Consider the following 18,835-nt stretch of genomic DNA (forward strand, 5'->3'; position numbering starts at 1 on the left):
TATCATTGCACTCTCTGCTTCCTTTTATTGTTTTCAAACGATAGTATATCCACCTTCAATATATCCATTAAGGATAAGGAAGAAGAATGGAACTTCATAAAATAAACAAGCCTCTTGAATCGATTAACACTATTTTATCTCACTTTCCTGTTAAGCAGCCCTCTCTTCTTGAGCCGGGTCAGACGTTACCTATAAAAGTGAAAAATGAAAAACCCGCCAGAAAAATTTACTTTCTGCTTGATGGGGCAATGATTAGCTCAGTGGGTAAAGACGAAAAAAAACAAAACCTGGGCATTATGATGAGCCCATCAATTATTGGTCTTGGGCAACTTGCTCCAGACGGCTCTATTGCTCAGCATGAGGCTATTGCTCCCTGTATGATTGATTCAATTAATGTTGATGATTTTATAAAGGTCATTGAGGAGAAGCATCTCTGGCCTGACGTTATTAACGTTATGGTTACGATTATCAACTCGTTAGCGGCCCGGACCGCTACGTCCGGGTTACAGTCGGCCTATGAAATTATTAGAGGCTACCTCATCTATATGGACAGTGAAAATGCCTGTGCTATTAAAGAGCGCTATACCGTTGTAAAATATATGCAAACCTTCTCCAGATTATCGAGAAGTATTATTTTGAAAATTCTTTCCGAACTGAAAGCGGGTGGTTTTATTGAGATGGAAAAAGGCAGGCTGATGCGTATTAACCGAAATCTTCCCGATCGATTCTGAGGTTATCGTTGAGGCGGCTAACCGTTACCCGGCACCATTTAACAAAAAATCTTCGTTCCGCTGGGTCAAATGAGTGATATATTTTCACGCATTAAACCCAAGGAGAGATCATGGCGGAATTTGATGTGATAGCGCAGGATTTGCTGGAACGCGCGCGTACGCAAGAGGAGCAGCAGCAGGCTCAGGACAGGAAGCTGCTGGACCAGGTGCTGGCCATCTATGGTCAAAAATATGTGGCGGAGCAGCTGCGAAAGCTGGGTAAGAGCGAGTGGAGCCGGGAGACGCTTAACCGCTGGGTAAACGGTAAGAGCGCACCGAAAACCCTGACGGCATTAGAAGCAGAGCTGCTACAAAAGATGCTCCCCTCCCCTCCGGCGCATCATCCCAACTATGCCTTTCGCTTTATCGATCTTTTTGCCGGCATTGGCGGCATTCGCCACGGCTTTGAAGCCATCGGCGGACAGTGTGTGTTCACCAGCGAGTGGAACAAAAACGCGGTTCGTACCTACCAGGCTAACTGGTTTAATGACGAAGCATCACATCGGTTTAACCAGGATATCCGCGAGGTCACCCTCAGCGCAGATAAAGACGTGTCTGAAACCGAGGCCTATGCGCACATCGATGCCGCTATTCCCGATCACGATGTGCTGCTTGCTGGTTTCCCCTGTCAGCCGTTTAGCCTGGCAGGCGTCAGTAAGAAAAACGCCCTCGGCCGAGCGCACGGCTTTGAGTGTGAAGCGCAGGGCACCCTCTTTTTCGACGTAGCGCGAATTATCAAAGCGAAAAAACCCGCTATCTTCGTGCTGGAAAATGTGAAGAACCTGAAGAGCCACGATAAAGGTAAAACCTTCGCCGTCATTATGGCGACGTTGGATGAGCTGGGCTATGAGGTTGCCGATGCAACCGCCGTGGGTAAAGACGATCCCAAGGTTATCGATGGTCGACACTTCCTGCCCCAGCACCGGGAGCGCATCGTGCTGGTAGGGTTCAGACGCGATCTGGGCATTCATCATGGCTTTACCCTGCGCGACGTTGCCCGCTTCTACCCGGAACGCCGCCCTGCCTTTGGTGAGCTTCTGCAGCCGGACGCGGATAGCAAATACATCCTGTCAGAAAAGCTCTGGCACTATCTCTGGCACTACGCCAAAAAACATCAGGCTAAGGGTAACGGCTTTGGCTTCGGTCTGGTGGATCCCACCCGCGCAGAGAGCGTGGCGCGTACGCTGTCGGCCCGCTATTACAAAGATGGTTCGGAGATTTTAATCGACAGGGGATGGGATCGGGCGCTCGGCGAAGCTGATTTCGGTAACGCTGATAACCAGCTGCGGCGGCCCCGGCGCTTAACGCCAAGAGAGTGCGCTCGTCTGATGGGATTTGAAAAGCCTGGGCAGGCACCGTTTCGTATTCCGGTTTCCGATACCCAGGCTTACCGCCAGTTTGGTAACTCGGTGGTGGTTCCCGTTTTCGCTGCCGTGGCGAAGCTGCTGGAACCCTACATTCTCGACGCGGTTAAAAGACGCTAGCGGCGTGATGGCTACGGGCAGGTCTCCTGCCCGAAAGCGCCATTATGAACGCGACTGTACCCAGAAGGCGTGGATCAGACCCGGGATGTAACCCAAAAGTGTCAGGATGATGTTCAGAATGAACGCCATACCAAAGCCCTTGCCAAGCAGGACGCCCAGCGGGGGCAGAATAATCGTCAGTACAATTCGCCAGAAACCCATAGTTACTCCCGTGTAAAATTTATGCAGGTGGCTGTATAAAAAGAGATTTTCCCTTTAAGCGTAGCTATTTTAAGTCACTCTGCCACTTTCTCCCCATGCTTTTACCCTCTTTTACGTACCGTGAAACTTTGGCTTAATCTCGCTTAAGATGTTGAACGATAGTTATAATCGGTCTTATTTATTTTCTCAGGCTGCTGGCCTGGCCTATAGTGAATGCATCAAAAGAGAGGAGAGACATTATGTTTTCAGTTGGTGATTATGTTCAGCCCCGCATTGGCGGCCAGAAGCTTAAAGTTGTAGAAGTGAATGATGACCAGATTGTTGCCGTACCTGCCAGCAATGAGCAGGGTGAAAAGGTAACCATTAAGGCTGCTGATGTGACTTTGTACAGAGAAGAAGGCAACTTCGGCGTCTGCTAAAAGGTGCTTCTCCTACGGTGGGTGCCCGCTCACCGTACCGCTTCCCCTCGCCGTTCCTCTCTTTCTAATAACTGATTGATTAATAAAAAATTAACTTAAAAACCCACCAAAAATAACGCAGCGGATGAAAAACAGCCTGCCGCAGAGGATGTTATCGACAAAAGCGTGATAAATAAAAATTTTACGCTAGTTGTGCATTGACAGACAGAGATATACTCTATGCGCAATCAAAGCAGCATCGCAAAACGCTGTCTAACCTTTCCTTTTTAGTTACTTATATGCAGGAGCATCAGCATGTTCTCTCCGCAGTCTCGCCTGCGTCATGCCATGGCGGACACGTTTGCGATGGTCGTCTACTGTTCTGTCGTGAACATGCTGATTGAGATTTTCCTCTCGGGAATGACGTTCGAGCAGTCTCTCTCCTCGCGGCTGGTCGCTATCCCGGTAAACATCCTCATTGCATGGCCCTATGGCCTCTATCGCGATGCGTTTATGCGCTTCGCCCGAGGGCTCTCTCCTGCTGGTGGGGTTAAAAACCTGGCGGACGTGCTGGCATACGTGACGTTTCAGTCGCCGGTCTACGTGACGATCCTGTTAGTGGTGGGCGCTGACTGGCATCAGATCGCTGCTGCCGTCAGTTCAAATATTGTGGTTTCAATGGTGATGGGCGCAGCCTACGGCTACTTCCTCGATTACTGCCGTCGCCTGTTCCGGGTCAGCAGCTATCATCAGGCCAAAGCCTGATGGCATGGCGAGTCAGGCCGACTCGCCAAAAAGTCCGGTCAGATAACGCTCCAGCGCCATACGTGAACTAAAACCGTGCGGAATGCCGTAGTGCTCCTGCGCATCGCCGCCTAAGTAGAGCGGAAAGTGCTGATAGTGATCGCTGGTTTTCATATCGGAAGCCGGCTCAGCCAGCGTCTGGCTGCGCTCTTTCAGCGTAGGATGAATAATCAGCGCCGTGCGCCCCATCCGTGCTTCACGATTCACATACACATAGTTATCTCCGCGACGATAGCCATAGGCCTTTGGCGTCGCGACGTCCATGGTAAATCCCGCCTTCTCAAGAACGCGTGCCACCTCATCGGGTCGTAAGTACATATTTTATCCTCGTCATCGTCTACAGCAGCGCCACCTTACAGTATTGAGCATTAGCAGCGCTTTCGGAAAAGTCCATAAAGGCCCCATCAAGTCGTGATTGCCGTCAGAGGTTAAAATTATGCGCTACACTGGTTAATACATCGAAATCAAGGGAGGATCATATGCTTAGAAGACCAAACCGTAGCGACGTAGATGCAGGCGTAGACGATATTAATAATGATGTCAGCCAGCTAGCGGACTCTCTGGAGGCGGTATTGAAGTCCTGGGGAAGCGATGCAAAAGATGATGCAGACGGTGCCCGTCGTAAAGCACAGGCGCTGCTGAAGCAGACCCGAGCCAAGTTGCATGGCCGCAATCGCGTTACGCAAGCAGCGACCGATGTTGCAGGCTGCGCGGACAGCTTTGTTAAAGACAGGCCATGGTGCAGCGTAGGTGCTGCCGCTGCCGCCGGGATCTTCCTCGGCGCGCTGCTAAGCCTCCGTCGATAATATCCAACCCCGTGAGCTAACCCTCACGGGGTTTCTTTATATTCCTCGTAAAGCTGCCCTACCCACTGCATCGCCATCTCGGCGGACGTAATATTCGTAAAACTCATCAGGATCCCGCTGCGCCCCGGCTGCGTGCTATGCCAGTCGCTTAACGCTTGTACTGCCAACCCCCTCTGCTGCGCCCGCGCCACAATGGCTCTGTCATCGCCGTCGATAGCGACCACCAGCTGAATGCCGCCCAACTGGGGCACCACGTTAAACCCGTAATGGATGAGCGCGGCTTCCAGCCAGGCGCGCCGCTGAGCATAGTGCAGCCGCATCTTTTTCAAATGGCGCCAGAAATGTCCCTGCTGAATAAAATCCGCCAGCGCGCACTGCCACAGCGTGGGAACGCTGCACGGGATACTGTTGATCCCGTGACGAAATGCCGCAGCTTCAGCGGTTGGCACAACAATCCATGCCGTGCGTATGGCCGGAAACAGGGATTTGCTAAAGGTGCCGGTATAGATCACCCGCTGCGGCGCATCAAGGCTTTTTAACGGCGGCAGCGGCCTGCCGTGATAGCGAAACTCGCTGTCGTAATCATCCTCAATAATCCACATATTGTGCTGGGCCGCCCACGCCAGCAGCTGCCTGCGGCGGGGCAGCGAGAGCGCCACACCCAGCGGGCTTTGATGGGCCGGAGTGAGTAACGCAAACCGCGCCTGGGGCCAGCGCGCTATCGCCGCCTCGATATCCATCCCGTTGTGATCCACGGGCACCGGAAGCCGCTGGATCCCTTCCTCATCAATGGCGGGAGAGATCAACGGGAACCCGGGATCCTCCACCCACATACTATCCCTTGGGCGGGCCAGCGTTTGCAGGATCAGGCTCATCGACTGTGCATAGCCAGAGGTAATAAATATCTGCTCCGGCTGGCATTCAATGCTGCGGGAGAAGCGCAGATAGTCGGCGATAGCCTGACGCAGAATAGCTTCGCCCGCTGGATCCCCAAGCGTAAGATCGAAGCGCGACTGGGTACGCAGGCGTCTGCCGGTCAGCCGCGCCCATAGCGCACGTGGAAAGAGATCCAGCGCGGGCAAGCCCATCTGAAACGGCTTTGGTTCATGCTCGTCGCCGTGCTGCACGGCGGGTGCCTCTGCTAACGCCGAAGGCGAAGTCTGACTCACGAAGGTGCCCGCCTGTCCGCGTCGCTCCAGCCATCCTTGGGCGACCAGCTCCCCGTAAGCCTGCTCAACCGTCGTGCGTGAGATGCCATTCTCCTGGGCCCATGTGCGGCTCGACGGCAGGCGGCTACCGGTTTTGAGCTCGCCTGAAGTAATGGCGGCCTTAAGCTGCCGGGCAATTTGCTGATAGCGTGCATCCATTATGGTCTGCCTTTTTAATCAAAATATGGCTCTCCTGAGCAGACCATCATAGTGCTACATTTTCGCCATCTTAACGAGGAGAAGAGTGATGACCCAGCTACTACGCCAGCCTTTCTATGAACTTAGCCCAGCCATCTACAACGGCCTGATTCAGGCCAGCCAGGCGCTGGAACGGTGCTCGCTTGATAACACGTTTATTGAGCTTATCTACCTGCGTATTTCACAGATCAACGGCTGTGCATTTTGTCTCGACAAGCACAGCCGGGCGCTGCGTAAAGCGGGCGTTGAGTTGGCAAAACTCGATGCGCTGGCAGGATGGCGCATCAGCCACCACTTCAGTGATAAAGAGCAGGCGGCGCTGGCGTGGGCCGAGTCGGTTACCCATATTGCCGACAGCCACGCGGAAGAGAGCGTTTATCAACCTCTGCTGGCCCATTTTAGCGCTGAGCAGATAAGCGATCTGACCTGCGCTATCAGCTTGATGAATGCGTTTAACCGTCTCGCCGTCGCCATGCGCCTGTAATTTCGGCTAAAAGCCACCCGCCCCCGTCGCCATCGCCGACGGGGCATAAGCCTGCCCTAAAACCTATATATAGCGTGGTTGATAATTTTTATAACTACATCTAGTATTCCTGTAAGCAAGAACAACCTATCCCGGTGCGATTTTTCGCGCCGACACGCCATTATAAATGGGAATACGAATCATGCGCATAACTATTTACACTCGAAACGACTGTGTCCAGTGCCACGCCACAAAACGAGCTATGGAGAGCCGGGGCGTTGAGTTTGAGATGGTGAATATCGATCTCGTTCCGGAAGCGGCCGATACGCTGCGGGAGCAGGGTTTCCGCCAGCTGCCGGTGGTGATTGCGGGCGACACCAGCTGGTCGGGCTTCCGTCCGGATATGATTAACCGCCTACTGCCCGCCTCCCGCGTAGCCAGCGCATGAGCACCCTCGTCTACTTCTCCAGCAGCTCGGAAAATACGCAGCGCTTTATTGAGCGTCTCGGGCTGCCGGCGGTGCGCATTCCGCTTAACGAGCGCGAGCGTATTCAGGTGGACGTTCCCTACATTCTGATCGTTCCCAGCTACGGCGGTGGCGGCACGGCGGGCGCGGTGCCGCGCCAGGCGATCCGCTTCTTGAACGATCCACAAAACCGGGCGCTGATCCGTGGCGTCATTGCCGCTGGCAACCGTAACTTCGGTGATGCCTATGGCCGCGCCGGGGATGTGATTTCCCAAAAGTGCAGCGTCCCTTACCTCTACCGTTTTGAACTGATGGGCACGCAGCAGGATCTCGATAACGTGCGAAAAGGAGTGAGCGAATTTTGGCAACGACAACCGCAGAGCGTGTGATGCAGGCCGCGCCGGACTACCATGCGCTGAATGCCATGCTGAATCTCTATGATTCATCAGGCCACATTCAGCTGGATAAAGATCGTCAGGCGGTGGAGGCGTTTCACACCGCGCATGTCCTGCCGAATACCGTGGCCTTTGCCAGCCAGCAGGAACGTCTGGACTATCTGGTGAGCGAGGGGTACTACGACGGCAGCGTGCTGGCGCGCTATGGTCAGGCGTTTGTCGTCGAGCTCTTTGCCTCCGCTCATCGGCGCGGTTTTCGTTTCCACACCTTTCTTGGCGCGTGGAAGTTCTATACCAGCTATACGCTAAAAACCTTCGACGGCAAACGCTACCTGGAGCACTTTGAGGATCGGGTGGTGATGGTTGCCCTGACCCTGGCCCAGGGCGACGAGGCGCTGGCTCGCCAGCTTAGCGAAGAGATGCTCTCCGGCCGCTTCCAGCCCGCGACGCCTACCTTCTTAAACGCGGGCAAGCAGCAGCGCGGGGAGCTGGTCTCCTGCTTCCTGCTGCGTATCGAAGACAATATGGAGTCGATTGGCCGGGCGGTTAACTCGGCACTCCAGCTCTCCAAGCGCGGCGGCGGGGTAGCCTTCCTGCTGTCGAACCTGCGCGAGGCGGGCGCGCCGATCAAGCGAATTGAAAACCAGTCCTCCGGCGTGATCCCGGTAATGAAGATGCTGGAGGATGCCTTCTCCTACGCTAATCAGCTGGGGGCACGCCAGGGTGCCGGGGCCGTCTATCTGCACGCTCACCATCCGGATATCCTGCGCTTTCTCGATACCAAGCGGGAGAACGCCGATGAGAAGATCCGCATTAAAACGCTCTCTCTGGGGGTGGTGATCCCGGACGTCACCTTCCGGCTGGCGAAGGAGAACGCGCCAATGGCGCTCTTCTCCCCCTACGACGTGGAGCGCATCTACGGCAAACCCTTTGGTGATCTCGCCATCAGCGAGCACTACGAGGCGCTGGTCGCCGACGATCGCATTCGCAAAACCACCATCAACGCCCGTGACTTCTTCCAGCGGCTGGCGGAGATCCAGTTTGAGTCAGGCTACCCGTATATCATGTTCGAGGATACGGTCAACCGCGCTAACCCCATTGCCGGGCGAATCAACATGAGCAACCTCTGCTCGGAGATTTTGCAGGTCAACAGCGCCTCGACCTATGACGAGAACCTCGACTATGCCCAAACCGGACACGATATCTCCTGCAACCTCGGCTCACTGAACATCGCCCACACCATGGACTCGCCCGACTTTGGCCGCACCGTGGAGACCGCCATTCGCGGGCTGACGGCGGTGTCGGACATGAGCCACATTCGCTCTGTGCCCTCGGTTGAAGCTGGCAACGCCGCGTCGCACGCGATTGGTCTCGGGCAGATGAACCTGCACGGCTACCTGGCACGGGAGGGCATCGCCTACGGCAGCGAAGAGGGGATCGACTTTACCAACCTCTACTTCTACACCGTTACCTGGCATGCGCTGAACACCTCCATGATGCTGGCCCGCGAGCGCAGGCAGCGCTTTGCTGGTTTTGAGCAGTCGCGCTACGCCAGCGGCGAATACTTTACGCAGTACATTGAGGAGTGCTGGCAACCGCAAACCGAGACTGTGCGGGCGCTGTTTGCTCAGGCGGGCATCGTGCTGCCGACGCGGGAGATGTGGTGCCAGCTGCGCGACGACGTGATGCGCTACGGTATCTATAACCAAAACCTGCAGGCCGTGCCGCCCACCGGCTCTATCTCCTACATCAACCATGCCACCTCCAGCATCCATCCCATTGTGTCGAAGATTGAGATCCGCAAGGAGGGAAAAACCGGGCGCGTCTACTACCCTGCCCCGTTTATGACCAACGACAACCTGCATCTCTATCAGGATGCCTATGAGATTGGTCCCGAGAAGATTATCGACACCTACGCGGCGGCGACGCGCCATGTGGATCAGGGCCTGTCTCTCACCCTCTTCTTCCCGGATACCGCCACCACCCGCGATATTAACCGCGCGCAGATCTATGCCTGGAAGCGGGGCATCAAGACGCTGTACTACATTCGCCTGCGTCAGCTGGCGCTGGAAGGCACTGAAATTGAAGGCTGCGTGTCATGCGCGCTGTAAGGAGAAGAGGATGAGCCGTTTATCACGGGTTCGCGCCGTTAACTGGAACATTATTCAGGACGATAAGGATTTAGAGGTCTGGAACCGGCTGACCAGCAACTTCTGGCTGCCGGAGAAGGTGCCGCTATCGAACGACATTCCCGCCTGGCAAACGCTAAGCCACGCTGAACAGCAGCTGACGATCCGCGTCTTCACCGGCCTGACGCTGCTGGACACCATTCAGAACGGCGTCGGCGCACCGGCGCTGATGGCCGACGCCATTACGCCCCACGAAGAGGCGGTGATGTCTAATATCAGCTTTATGGAGGCAGTGCACGCCCGCTCCTATAGCTCGATATTTTCTACTCTCTGCCACACCAGCGACGTGGATGCCGCCTACGCCTGGAGCGAAGAGAACGCTCCGCTCCAGCGTAAGGCGCAGATTATCCTGGCGCACTACGCCGCTGATGCACCGCTGAAGAAGAAGATCGCCAGCGTCTTTCTGGAGTCGTTCCTGTTTTACTCCGGCTTCTGGCTGCCGATGTACTGGTCCAGCCGGGGCAAGCTGACCAACACCGCCGATCTAATCCGGCTGATCATTCGTGATGAGGCGGTACACGGCTATTATATTGGCTATAAGTACCAGCGCGGGCTGGAAAAAGTGGATGCTGGCGAGCGGGAGACATTGAAAAATTTCGCCCTCGATCTGCTGATGGATCTTTATGATAACGAGCTGGCCTATACCGAGGCACTCTACGCAGGAACCGGCTGGGAAGAGGAGGTGAAAGCCTTTCTCTGCTACAACGCCAACAAGGCGTTGATGAACCTTGGCTACGAGGCACTGTTCCCGCCGGAGATGGCCGACGTCAATCCGGCCATTCTGGCGGCGCTGTCACCCAATGCCGACGAAAACCATGACTTTTTCTCCGGCTCCGGCTCCTCCTACGTGATGGGCAAAGCGGTGGAAACTGAAGACGCAGACTGGGATTTTTAATTGTTATTCTGGCGGGCCCTATTCCCCACGGGCCTGCCAGGATATTTCCCAAAATCGCCATTCATATTACAAATTTATTACTTTCTAACGTATGGTTAACTCCTGCTAATTATTCCTCTGAACGCTGCAAATTCGGAGGAATTTCCGTTGCCGTAGCAAAAAAAATTGCCCCTCCGCATATCGCCCCCAGGCCCTTATATCACTGGAAGTCGCGCCGTTCGCGGCTCGGCAAATTCCATGCCAGAGTGCGATTGAGGGTTGTCTCAGATTCTCACTGTGCTAGGGTATAGCCCGTTCATTATTTCCATCAGGATCGTTATTGATATAAATAAATACGGGAACTTTTTTATTGCATGGCAATTAAACTCGAAGTAAAGAATCTCTATAAAATATTTGGCGATAACCCACAGCGTGCGTTCAAATATATCGACAAGGGACTTTCGAAAGCACAAATTCTGGAAAAAACAGGGCTATCGCTTGGCGTTATCAACGCCAGTCTGGCCATTGAAGAAGGCGAGATATTCGTCATCATGGGGCTCTCCGGATCGGGGAAATCGACCATGGTTCGCCTTCTCAATCGCCTGATTGAACCCACCCGCGGCCAGGTACTGATTGATGGCGTCGATATCGCCAAAATCTCCGACGCCGAGCTTCGCGAGGTGCGCAGGAAAAAGATTGCAATGGTCTTCCAGTCATTCGCGCTAATGCCACACATGACCGTACTGGACAATACGGCGTTTGGTATGGAATTAGCGGGAGTGCCTGCGGGCGAGCGCCAGACGAAAGCGCTGGATGCGCTGCGTCAGGTCGGGCTGGAGAACTACGCCCACGCCTATCCGGATGAACTCTCCGGCGGCATGCGCCAGCGTGTGGGCCTTGCCCGCGCCCTGGCCATTAACCCCGATATTCTGCTGATGGACGAAGCGTTCTCGGCTCTCGATCCGCTGATCCGGACCGAGATGCAGGACGAGCTGGTGAAGCTTCAGTCCCGCCAGCAGCGCACCATTGTCTTTATCTCTCACGATCTCGACGAAGCCATGCGCATCGGCGACCGCATCGCCATTATGCAGGGCGGCGAAGTGGTGCAGGTCGGCACGCCGGATGAGATCTTAAATAATCCGGCCAATGACTACGTGCGCACCTTCTTCCGTGGCGTAGACATCAGCCAGGTGTTTAGCGCCAAGGATATTGCCCGCCGTAGCCCGGTTGGCCTGCTGCGTAAAGCCCCCGGCTTCGGCCCGCGCTCGGCGCTGAAGCTACTGGAGGACGAGGACCGCGAATATGGCTATGTCATTGAGCGCGGCAACAAGTTTGTCGGCACGGTCTCCATCGACTCCCTGAAGGCGGCCCTGAGCCAACAGCAGGGTATCGACGCGGCGTTAATTGACTCTCCGGCTCCGGTCGACGCAGAGACGCCGCTTAGCGAACTGCTCTCCCATGTAGGCCAGGCACCCTGTGCCGTGCCGGTAGTGGGTGAGGAGCAACAGTACGTCGGCATCATCTCAAAACGGATGCTGCTGCAGGCTTTAGATCGCGAGGGGACAAACAATGGCTGATCAATCTAATCCGTGGGGAACCACCGAGGCGGCAGACGCCGCACAATCGACGGCAACGCAGTCTGCCGACGCCTGGGGCTCTTCAGCCCCGGCACCGACCGACGGCGGCAGCGCAGACTGGCTGAACAGCGCCCCGCCTGCGCCGGAACACTTCAACATTATGGATCCGTTCCACAAGACGCTGATCCCGCTGGATAGCTGGGTAACAACCGGTATCGACTGGGTGGTGACCCACTTCCGCCCGGTGTTCCAGGGCATCCGAGTGCCGGTGGACTATATCCTCAACGGCTTCCAGCAGATGCTGCTGGGTATGCCTGCCCCGGTTGCTATTGTGATCTTTGCATTGATCGCCTGGCAGTTTGGCAGCGCGGGCATGGGCATTGCCACCCTGGTGTCGCTGATCCTGATCGGTGCGATCGGAGCCTGGTCGCAGGCGATGATCACTCTGGCGCTAGTGCTGACCGCCCTGCTCTTCTGCGTGGTGATTGGCCTGCCAATGGGGATCTGGCTGGCACGCAGCCCGCGGGCGGCGAAAATTATTCGCCCGCTGTTGGATGCGATGCAGACGACGCCGGCGTTTGTCTACCTGGTACCGATCGTTATGCTTTTCGGTATCGGCAACGTGCCGGGCGTGGTGGTAACCATTATCTTCGCCCTGCCGCCGATCGTGCGTCTGACGATCCTCGGTATCAACCAGGTGCCGGAAGATCTGATCGAAGCCTCACGCTCGTTCGGAGCCAGCCCGCGCCAGATGCTGTTTAAAGTGCAGCTGCCGCTGGCGATGCCGACCATCATGGCCGGTGTGAACCAGACGCTGATGCTCGCCCTCTCGATGGTGGTGATCGCCTCGATGATCGCCGTGGGCGGCCTCGGCCAGATGGTGCTGCGCGGTATCGGCCGCCTTGATATGGGCCTTGCCACCGTCGGCGGCGTCGGGATCGTGATCCTGGCGATCATTCTCGACCGCCTGACCCAGGCCGTAGGTCGCGACTCCCGCAGTCGTGGCAACCGCCGCTGGTATACCTCCGGTCCTATCGGATTAGTGACTCGTCCTTTCATTAAGTAACTTCTTGCCCGGCGGCGCTGTGCTGGCCGGGCTTACCTGCCCCTTCTAAAAACTAAGGAACAACGATGCGACATAGCGTACTTTTTGCCACAGCGTTTGCCACCCTTGTCTCAACCAGCACTTTCGCCGCTGACCTGCCGGGCAAAGGCATGACCGTTCAGCCGATCCAGAGCACCATCTCCGAGGAGTCGTTCCAGACGCTGCTGGTCAGTCGTGCCCTTGAGAAGCTCGGCTACACCGTAAATAAGTCCAGCGAAGTGGACTACAACGTCGGCTATACCTCGATTGCCTCCGGCGATGCCACCTTTACCGCCGTTAACTGGCAGCCGCTGCATGATGACATGTACGCTGCCGCCGGTGGTGATAAGAAGTTCTACCGTGAAGGCACCTTTGTTTCCGGCGCGGCGCAGGGCTACCTGGTTGATAAAAAGACCGCCGAGAAGTATCACATCACCAATATCGAACAGCTGAAGGATCCCAAGATCGCCAAACTGTTTGATACCAACGGTGATGGCAAGGCCGACATGATGGGCTGCTCGCCGGGCTGGGGCTGTGAAGCGGTCATCAACCACCAGAACAAAGCCTTCGATCTGGAGAAAACCGTCAGCGTTAGCCACGGCAACTATGCCGCGATGATGGCCGACACCATTGCCCGCTTTAAAGAGGGCAAACCGGTTATCTATTACACCTGGACGCCATACTGGGTGAGCGACGTGCTGAAACCGGGTAAAGATGTCGTCTGGTTGCAGGTACCGTTCTCCTCCCTGCCGGGCGAGCAGAAGGATATCGACACCAAGCTGCCGAACGGCATGAATTATGGCTTCCCGGTGAACACCATGCATATCGTGGCAAACAAAGCCTGGGCCGAGAAAAACCCGGCGGCGGCGAAGCTGTTCTCCGTGATGAAGCTCCCACTGGCAGATATCAATGCGCAGAATGCCATGATGCACGCAGGCAAAGCCTCGGACGCGGATATCCAGGGCCATGTTGACGGCTGGATCAAAGCTCACCAGCAGCAGTTTGACGGCTGGATCAAAGCGGCGCTGGCTGCGCAGCAGTAAGCACTCTCTCCCTCACCTGCAGGTGGGGGAGCATTTTTTCAACAGCACGAACCGACACACGAACTCTCCCCAGCTATCCGCGAATTCGTTATGATAAATAATCATTTATCTGAATATCGCTTATCATGACCAAATCATCTCATCCGCTCAGCCCCGCGCTGATTGTGCTTATGTCTGTGGCTACCGGCCTCGCCGTGGCCAGCAACTACTATGCCCAGCCTCTGCTCGATACCATCGCGCGCGCCTTTTCGCTCTCCTCCAGCCAGGCCGGTTTTATCGTCACCGCCGCCCAGCTCGGCTATGCGGCGGGCCTGCTGCTGCTGGTGCCGCTGGGCGATATGTTCGAGCGCCGGACAATGATCGTGGTGATGACCCTGCTCGCGGCGGGCGGGATGTTAATTACCGCCACCAGCCAGTCGCTGGGCATGATGATCCTCGGCACTGCCCTCACCGGCCTCTTTTCCGTCGTCGCGCAAATACTTGTGCCGCTGGCCGCGACCCTCGCCACACCGGCGAAGCGTGGCAAGGTCGTCGGGACGATCATGAGTGGCCTGCTGCTGGGGATCCTGCTGGCGCGCACCGTCGCCGGACTGCTGGCGAACCTCGGCGGCTGGCGTACGGTCTACTGGGTGGCCACCGTCCTGATGGTGGTGATGGCGTTTGCCCTCTGGCGCGGCCTGCCTAAGGTCAAGCAGGACAATCACCTCAACTACTTCCAGCTGCTCGGCTCGGTGTTCTCCCTCTTTACCCGTGACAGGCTGCTGCGTACCCGCGCCGTGCTGGGCTGCTTTACCTTTGCCAACTTCAGCATTCTCTGGACCTCCATGGCCTTCCTGCTCGCCGCCCCGCCCTTTAACTACTCTGAAGGCGTCATCGGCCTGTTTGGCTTGGCAGGGGCCGCGGGTGCGCTCGGTGCGCGTCCCGCAGGCAGCCTGGCGGATCGGGGCAAATCACACCTGACCACCACCTGGGGCCTGCTGCTGCTCCTGCTGTCGTGGATTGCCATCTGGTTCGGCCACGCCTCGGCGCTGGCGCTGATCGTCGGTATTGTTGTGCTGGATCTCACGGTGCAGGGGGTACACATCACCAACCAGACGGTGATCTATCGCGTTAAGCCGGAGGCGCGTAACCGCCTTACCGCAGGTTACATGACCAGCTACTTTATCGGCGGTGCGGCCGGGTCGCTGATCTCCGCTAGCGCCTGGCAGCACGACGGCTGGCGCGGCGTCTGCGTGGCAGGCAGCGTGATGGCGCTGATCAACCTGCTGGTCTGGTGGCGCGGCTATCATCGGCAATCGGCTACGGAGTAACCACTCCTTACCTTTTATTGACTTAGGTAACGGCGGGGGTGGTAAGGTATCCCCGCTTGGTGACGGTTTCAGGTGCTAAATGTATATCCATAATTAATACATTTACTTTATTTGTCACTATCGTTACTATATCGGCTGTAACTAATGAGGTCATACCCAAAATGGATAGTTCGTTTACGCCCATTGAACAAATGCTAAAATTTCGCGCCAGTCGCTATGAGGATTTCCCGTTCAACGAGATCCTCCTTACCCGTCTGTGCATGCACATGCAGGGGAAGCTGCTGGATAACCGCAATAAGATGCTGAAAGCTCAAGGGATTAACGAGACGTTATTTATGGCGTTAATTACGCTGGAGTCTCAGGAAAACCACAGCATTCAACCCTCTGAGCTGAGCTGTGCGCTGGGTTCGTCCCGTACTAACGCGACCCGTATCGCCGATGAACTGGAAAAGCGTGGCTGGATCGAACGTCGCGAGAGCGATAACGATCGCCGCTGCCTGCATCTACAGCTGACCGATAAAGGTCATGAATTTTTACGTCAGGTGCTGCCCCCGCAGCATAACTGCCTGCACCAGCTCTGGTCTTCGCTTACCGTTGAAGAGAAAGAGCAGCTTGAGCAGATCACCCGTAAGCTGCTTACTCGCCTGGATGAGATGGATGAACAAGACGTCATCCTTGAGGCGCTGCGCTAACGCGACGATCCGCACGACAATCCTGATTACATAAGAAATTGCCAGGCCAGCACAACGTGCTGGCCTTTTGGTGAACAGGTCGGCTCAGCCGATGTGAAATAATAAGATCGTGGAGAACAAACATGAGCGCAAATGCGGAGAGTCAAACCCCGCAGCAACCGGTCAACAATAAGAAAGGTAAGCGTACGCGCATCCTGCTTATTCTGACCTTGCTCTTTATCGTTATTGCCGTGGCATATGGGATCTATTGGTTTTTAGTTTTGCGTCATCATGAAGAGACTGATGATGCCTACGTGGCAGGGAACCAGGTTCAGATCATGGCGCAGGTGTCCGGCAGCGTGACGAAAGTCTGGGTCGACAACACCGACTTTGTGAAAAAGGGTGACGTGCTGGTCACGCTGGATCCCACTGACGCGCAGCAGGCGTTCGAGAAAGCGCAGACCGAGCTCGCGTCCAGCGTGCGTCAGACCCGCCAGATGATGATCAACAGCAAGCAGTATCAGGCCAACATTGAGGTGCAGAAGACCGCCCTCGCCCAAGCGCAGAGCGATCTTAACCGCCGCGTGCCGCTGGGGACCGCGAACCTGATTGGCCGTGAAGAGCTGCAGCACGCTCGCGACGCCGTCACCAGCGCCCAGGCCCAGCTCGACGTGGCAGTTCAGCAGTATAACGCCAACCAGGCGATGATTCTGAGCACCCGCCTGGAAGATCAGCCTGCGGTGAAGCAGGCCGCAGCCGAAGTGCGCAACGCCTGGCTCGCCCTGCAGCGGACCAAAATCGTCAGCCCCATGACTGGCTACGTCTCCCGCCGTGCGGTTCAGCCTGGGGCGCAGATTGGCGTCACGACTCCGCTGATGGCGGTAGTGCCTGCCTCTGGCCTGTGGGTGGATGCTAACTTCAAAGAGACCCAGCTGGCGCACATGCGTATCGGCCAGACGGCAACCGTGGTGAGCGATATCTACGGCGACGACGTGACCTACACCGGTAAGGTAGTCGGTCTCGATATGGGTACCGGCAGCGCCTTCTCGCTGCTTCCGGCGCAAAACGCCACCGGGAACTGGATCAAAGTGGTTCAGCGTCTGCCAGTGCGTATTGAGCTGGATGCCAACCAGCTTTCCCAGCATCCGCTGCGTATTGGCCTGTCAACGTTGGTCACAGTAGATACCAGCAACAGCGACGGCCAGATGCTGGCGAGCCAGGCACGCACCACGCCAGCCTATGAGAGTAACGCGCGGGAGATCGGCCTCGAACCGGTGAATATCCTGATTAACGATATCGTGCAGGCCAACGCGGGCTAACCCTGATGAGCGCTACGCAACCGAGAAAACCGCTGGAGGGGGCGCAGCTGGTCATTATGACCATTGCGCTGTCGCTGGCGACCTTTATGCAGGTGCTGGACTCCACCATCGCCAACGTGGCGATCCCCACCATTGCCGGTAACCTTGGCGCGTCACTGAGCCAGGGGACGTGGGTGATCACCTCCTTTGGGGTGGCAAACGCCATCTCTATCCCGATCACCGGCTGGCTGGCGAAGCGCGTCGGTGAGGTAAAGCTGTTCCTGTGGTCGACCATTGCCTTTGCTATCGCCTCCTGGGCGTGCGGGATGTCGACCAGCCTCAACATGCTGATCTTCTTCCGCGTTCTGCAGGGGATCGTTGCCGGGCCGCTGATCCCACTCTCGCAGAGTCTGCTGCTCAGCAACTATCCGCCGGCGAAGCGCTCTATCGCCCTGTCGCTGTGGTCCATGACGGTGATCGTCGCCCCGATCTGCGGCCCGATTCTGGGCGGTTACATCAGCGATAACTATCACTGGGGCTGGATCTTCTTTATCAACGTGCCCATCGGCATTGTGGTGGTGGTCATGGCGATGCAGAGCCTGCGCGGACGGGAAACCCGCACCGAGCAGCGGCGCATTGACGCCGTTGGCCTGGCGCTGCTGGTGATCGGCATTGGCTGCCTGCAGGTGATGCTCGACCAGGGTAAAGAGCTGGACTGGTTCAACTCCAGGGAGATCATTATCCTAACCATTGTGGCGGTGGTGGCGCTGAGCTTCCTGATAGTCTGGGAGCTGACCGACGACCACCCGATTGTCGATCTCTCGCTGTTTAAGTCGCGCAACTTCACCATCGGCTGCCTCTGTATCAGCATGGCCTACATGCTCTACTTTGGCGCGATTGTGCTGCTGCCGCAGCTATTGCAGGAGGTCTACGGCTACACGGCCACCTGGGCGGGGCTGGCCTCTGCGCCGGTGGGGATCATCCCGGTGATCCTGTCGCCGATTATCGGCCGCTTTGCCCATAAGCTGGATATGCGTCGGCTGGTCACCTTCAGCTTTATTATGTATGCGGTCTGCTTCTACTGGCGTGCCTATACGTTCGAGCCGGGCATGGACTTTGCCGCCTCGGCGCTGCCGCAGTTTATCCAGGGGTTTGCCGTCGCCTGCTTCTTTATGCCGCTGACGACCATTATCCTCTCTGGATTGCCGCCTGAGCGCCTTGCCGCCGCCTCCAGCCTGTCGAACTTTTCGCGTACGCTGGCAGGCTCCATCGGCACGTCCATTACCACCACGCTGTGGACCAACCGGGAGTCGATCCATCACGCCCAGCTCACGGAGTCGGTGACGCCCTACAACCCTAACGCCCAGCTTATGTATGACCAGCTGCAGGGAATGGGGATGACACAGCAGCAGGCTTCGGGCTGGATAGCCCAGCAGATCACTAACCAGGGCCTGATTATCTCCGCCAACGAGATATTTTGGATCTCCGCAGGGATCTTCGTGGTCATGCTGGGGCTGGTGTGGTTTGCCAAACCGCCGTTTGGCGCAGGTAGCGGTGGCGGTGGCGGTGGCGCGCACTAAGCAAAAAAGCTGAAAA

At 56.5% G+C, this 18,835-nt stretch carries 20 protein-coding genes; 17 read left to right on the top strand and 3 right to left on the bottom strand.

Going from position 1 to position 18,835, the window contains the following annotated elements; all coding sequences use genetic code 11:
• The first annotated feature begins 86 nt into the window (after nucleotides 1-86).
• Both FN633_RS15730 and FN633_RS15735 read left to right on the top strand, forming a co-directional pair.
• The gene (locus FN633_RS15730; RefSeq protein WP_154058352.1) at nucleotides 87-731 is read left to right on the top strand and encodes a helix-turn-helix domain-containing protein; all 645 of its coding nucleotides are present in this window, start codon (nucleotides 87-89) and stop codon (nucleotides 729-731) included.
• A 110-nt stretch (nucleotides 732-841) separates the two neighbouring features.
• Nucleotides 842-2,254 carry a DNA cytosine methyltransferase gene (locus FN633_RS15735; RefSeq protein ID WP_154058353.1) on the top strand — a complete coding sequence of 471 codons (1,413 nt, stop codon included), beginning with the start codon at nucleotides 842-844 and terminating at the stop codon, nucleotides 2,252-2,254.
• A 42-nt stretch (nucleotides 2,255-2,296) separates the two neighbouring features.
• Here the strand turns inward: FN633_RS15735 and FN633_RS15740 are convergent, their stop codons facing one another.
• Nucleotides 2,297-2,455, bottom strand: a complete 159-nt coding sequence (locus tag FN633_RS15740; protein ID WP_042387589.1) for a YqaE/Pmp3 family membrane protein — start codon at nucleotides 2,453-2,455, stop codon at nucleotides 2,297-2,299.
• Between the two features lie 239 nt (nucleotides 2,456-2,694).
• Between FN633_RS15740 and FN633_RS15745 the strand changes: the two genes are divergently transcribed.
• Nucleotides 2,695-2,874, top strand: coding sequence for a hypothetical protein (locus FN633_RS15745; protein ID WP_154058354.1), 180 nt, complete (start codon nucleotides 2,695-2,697; stop codon nucleotides 2,872-2,874).
• A gap of 294 nt (nucleotides 2,875-3,168) precedes the next feature.
• On the top strand, nucleotides 3,169-3,618 hold the full coding sequence (gene alaE, locus FN633_RS15750; RefSeq protein WP_154058355.1) for an L-alanine exporter AlaE: 450 nt from the start codon (nucleotides 3,169-3,171) through the stop codon (nucleotides 3,616-3,618).
• A gap of 12 nt (nucleotides 3,619-3,630) precedes the next feature.
• Here the strand turns inward: alaE and FN633_RS15755 are convergent, their stop codons facing one another.
• Nucleotides 3,631-3,975 (bottom strand): DUF2002 family protein, encoded by a 345-nt coding sequence (locus tag FN633_RS15755; protein ID WP_042387593.1) that lies wholly within the window; start codon nucleotides 3,973-3,975, stop codon nucleotides 3,631-3,633.
• Between the two features lie 161 nt (nucleotides 3,976-4,136).
• Here FN633_RS15755 and FN633_RS15760 point away from each other — a divergent pair, with 161 nt between their 5' ends.
• Nucleotides 4,137-4,463: a DUF883 family protein gene (locus FN633_RS15760; protein ID WP_042387595.1), complete on the top strand. Its 327-nt coding sequence runs from the start codon at nucleotides 4,137-4,139 to the stop codon at nucleotides 4,461-4,463.
• 23 nt (nucleotides 4,464-4,486) lie between these two features.
• Here FN633_RS15760 and pdxR read toward each other — a convergent pair whose 3' ends face one another.
• A complete protein-coding gene (pdxR, locus tag FN633_RS15765) occupies nucleotides 4,487-5,830 on the bottom strand; it encodes a MocR-like pyridoxine biosynthesis transcription factor PdxR (protein WP_154058356.1) in 1,344 nt (447 codons plus the stop codon).
• Between the two features lie 88 nt (nucleotides 5,831-5,918).
• On the opposite strand from pdxR, the gene FN633_RS15770 reads away from it, so the two are divergent.
• The 12 genes from FN633_RS15770 to emrB all read left to right on the top strand — a co-directional run bounded on the left by FN633_RS15770 (nucleotide 5,919) and on the right by emrB (nucleotide 18,819).
• Nucleotides 5,919-6,353 (top strand): carboxymuconolactone decarboxylase family protein, encoded by a 435-nt coding sequence (locus FN633_RS15770; protein ID WP_154058357.1) that lies wholly within the window; start codon nucleotides 5,919-5,921, stop codon nucleotides 6,351-6,353.
• A gap of 181 nt (nucleotides 6,354-6,534) precedes the next feature.
• Nucleotides 6,535-6,780 carry a glutaredoxin-like protein NrdH gene (gene nrdH / locus FN633_RS15775; protein ID WP_042387601.1) on the top strand — a complete coding sequence of 82 codons (246 nt, stop codon included), beginning with the start codon at nucleotides 6,535-6,537 and terminating at the stop codon, nucleotides 6,778-6,780.
• Nucleotides 6,777-7,187 (top strand): class Ib ribonucleoside-diphosphate reductase assembly flavoprotein NrdI, encoded by a 411-nt coding sequence (gene nrdI, locus FN633_RS15780; RefSeq protein ID WP_154058358.1) that lies wholly within the window; start codon nucleotides 6,777-6,779, stop codon nucleotides 7,185-7,187. Before nrdH ends, nrdI begins: the two co-directional genes overlap by 4 nt.
• Complete coding sequence (gene nrdE, locus FN633_RS15785) at nucleotides 7,160-9,304, top strand: class 1b ribonucleoside-diphosphate reductase subunit alpha (RefSeq protein ID WP_154058359.1); 2,145 nt, start codon at nucleotides 7,160-7,162, stop codon at nucleotides 9,302-9,304. The genes nrdI and nrdE overlap by 28 nt, the downstream gene beginning before the upstream one ends.
• 10 nt (nucleotides 9,305-9,314) lie before the next feature.
• Nucleotides 9,315-10,277 (top strand): class 1b ribonucleoside-diphosphate reductase subunit beta, encoded by a 963-nt coding sequence (nrdF, locus tag FN633_RS15790; RefSeq protein WP_154058360.1) that lies wholly within the window; start codon nucleotides 9,315-9,317, stop codon nucleotides 10,275-10,277.
• Nucleotides 10,278-10,630: 353 nt separating this feature from the next.
• A complete protein-coding gene (proV, locus tag FN633_RS15795) occupies nucleotides 10,631-11,833 on the top strand; it encodes a glycine betaine/L-proline ABC transporter ATP-binding protein ProV (protein WP_154058361.1) in 1,203 nt (400 codons plus the stop codon).
• Nucleotides 11,826-12,899: a glycine betaine/L-proline ABC transporter permease ProW gene (gene proW / locus FN633_RS15800; protein WP_154058362.1), complete on the top strand. Its 1,074-nt coding sequence runs from the start codon at nucleotides 11,826-11,828 to the stop codon at nucleotides 12,897-12,899. The genes proV and proW overlap by 8 nt, the downstream gene beginning before the upstream one ends.
• Nucleotides 12,900-12,964: 65 nt before the next feature.
• Nucleotides 12,965-13,960, top strand: a complete 996-nt coding sequence (proX, locus tag FN633_RS15805) for a glycine betaine/L-proline ABC transporter substrate-binding protein ProX (RefSeq protein WP_154058363.1) — start codon at nucleotides 12,965-12,967, stop codon at nucleotides 13,958-13,960.
• Nucleotides 13,961-14,085: 125 nt separating this feature from the next.
• Nucleotides 14,086-15,270 (top strand): MFS transporter, encoded by a 1,185-nt coding sequence (locus FN633_RS15810; RefSeq protein WP_154058364.1) that lies wholly within the window; start codon nucleotides 14,086-14,088, stop codon nucleotides 15,268-15,270.
• Nucleotides 15,271-15,431: 161 nt separating this feature from the next.
• Nucleotides 15,432-15,962: a transcriptional repressor MprA gene (mprA, locus tag FN633_RS15815; protein WP_042387615.1), complete on the top strand. Its 531-nt coding sequence runs from the start codon at nucleotides 15,432-15,434 to the stop codon at nucleotides 15,960-15,962.
• 122 nt (nucleotides 15,963-16,084) lie between these two features.
• Entirely contained in the window at nucleotides 16,085-17,260 is a 1,176-nt protein-coding gene (emrA, locus tag FN633_RS15820) for a multidrug efflux MFS transporter periplasmic adaptor subunit EmrA (protein WP_154058365.1), read from the top strand.
• A gap of 5 nt (nucleotides 17,261-17,265) precedes the next feature.
• The gene (emrB, locus tag FN633_RS15825; RefSeq protein ID WP_154058366.1) at nucleotides 17,266-18,819 is read left to right on the top strand and encodes a multidrug efflux MFS transporter permease subunit EmrB; all 1,554 of its coding nucleotides are present in this window, start codon (nucleotides 17,266-17,268) and stop codon (nucleotides 18,817-18,819) included.
• Nucleotides 18,820-18,835: the final 16 nt, after the last annotated feature.

It is taken from the genome of Pseudescherichia vulneris, assembly GCF_902164725.1.
Classification (GTDB): Bacteria; Pseudomonadota; Gammaproteobacteria; order Enterobacterales; family Enterobacteriaceae; genus Pseudescherichia; species Pseudescherichia vulneris.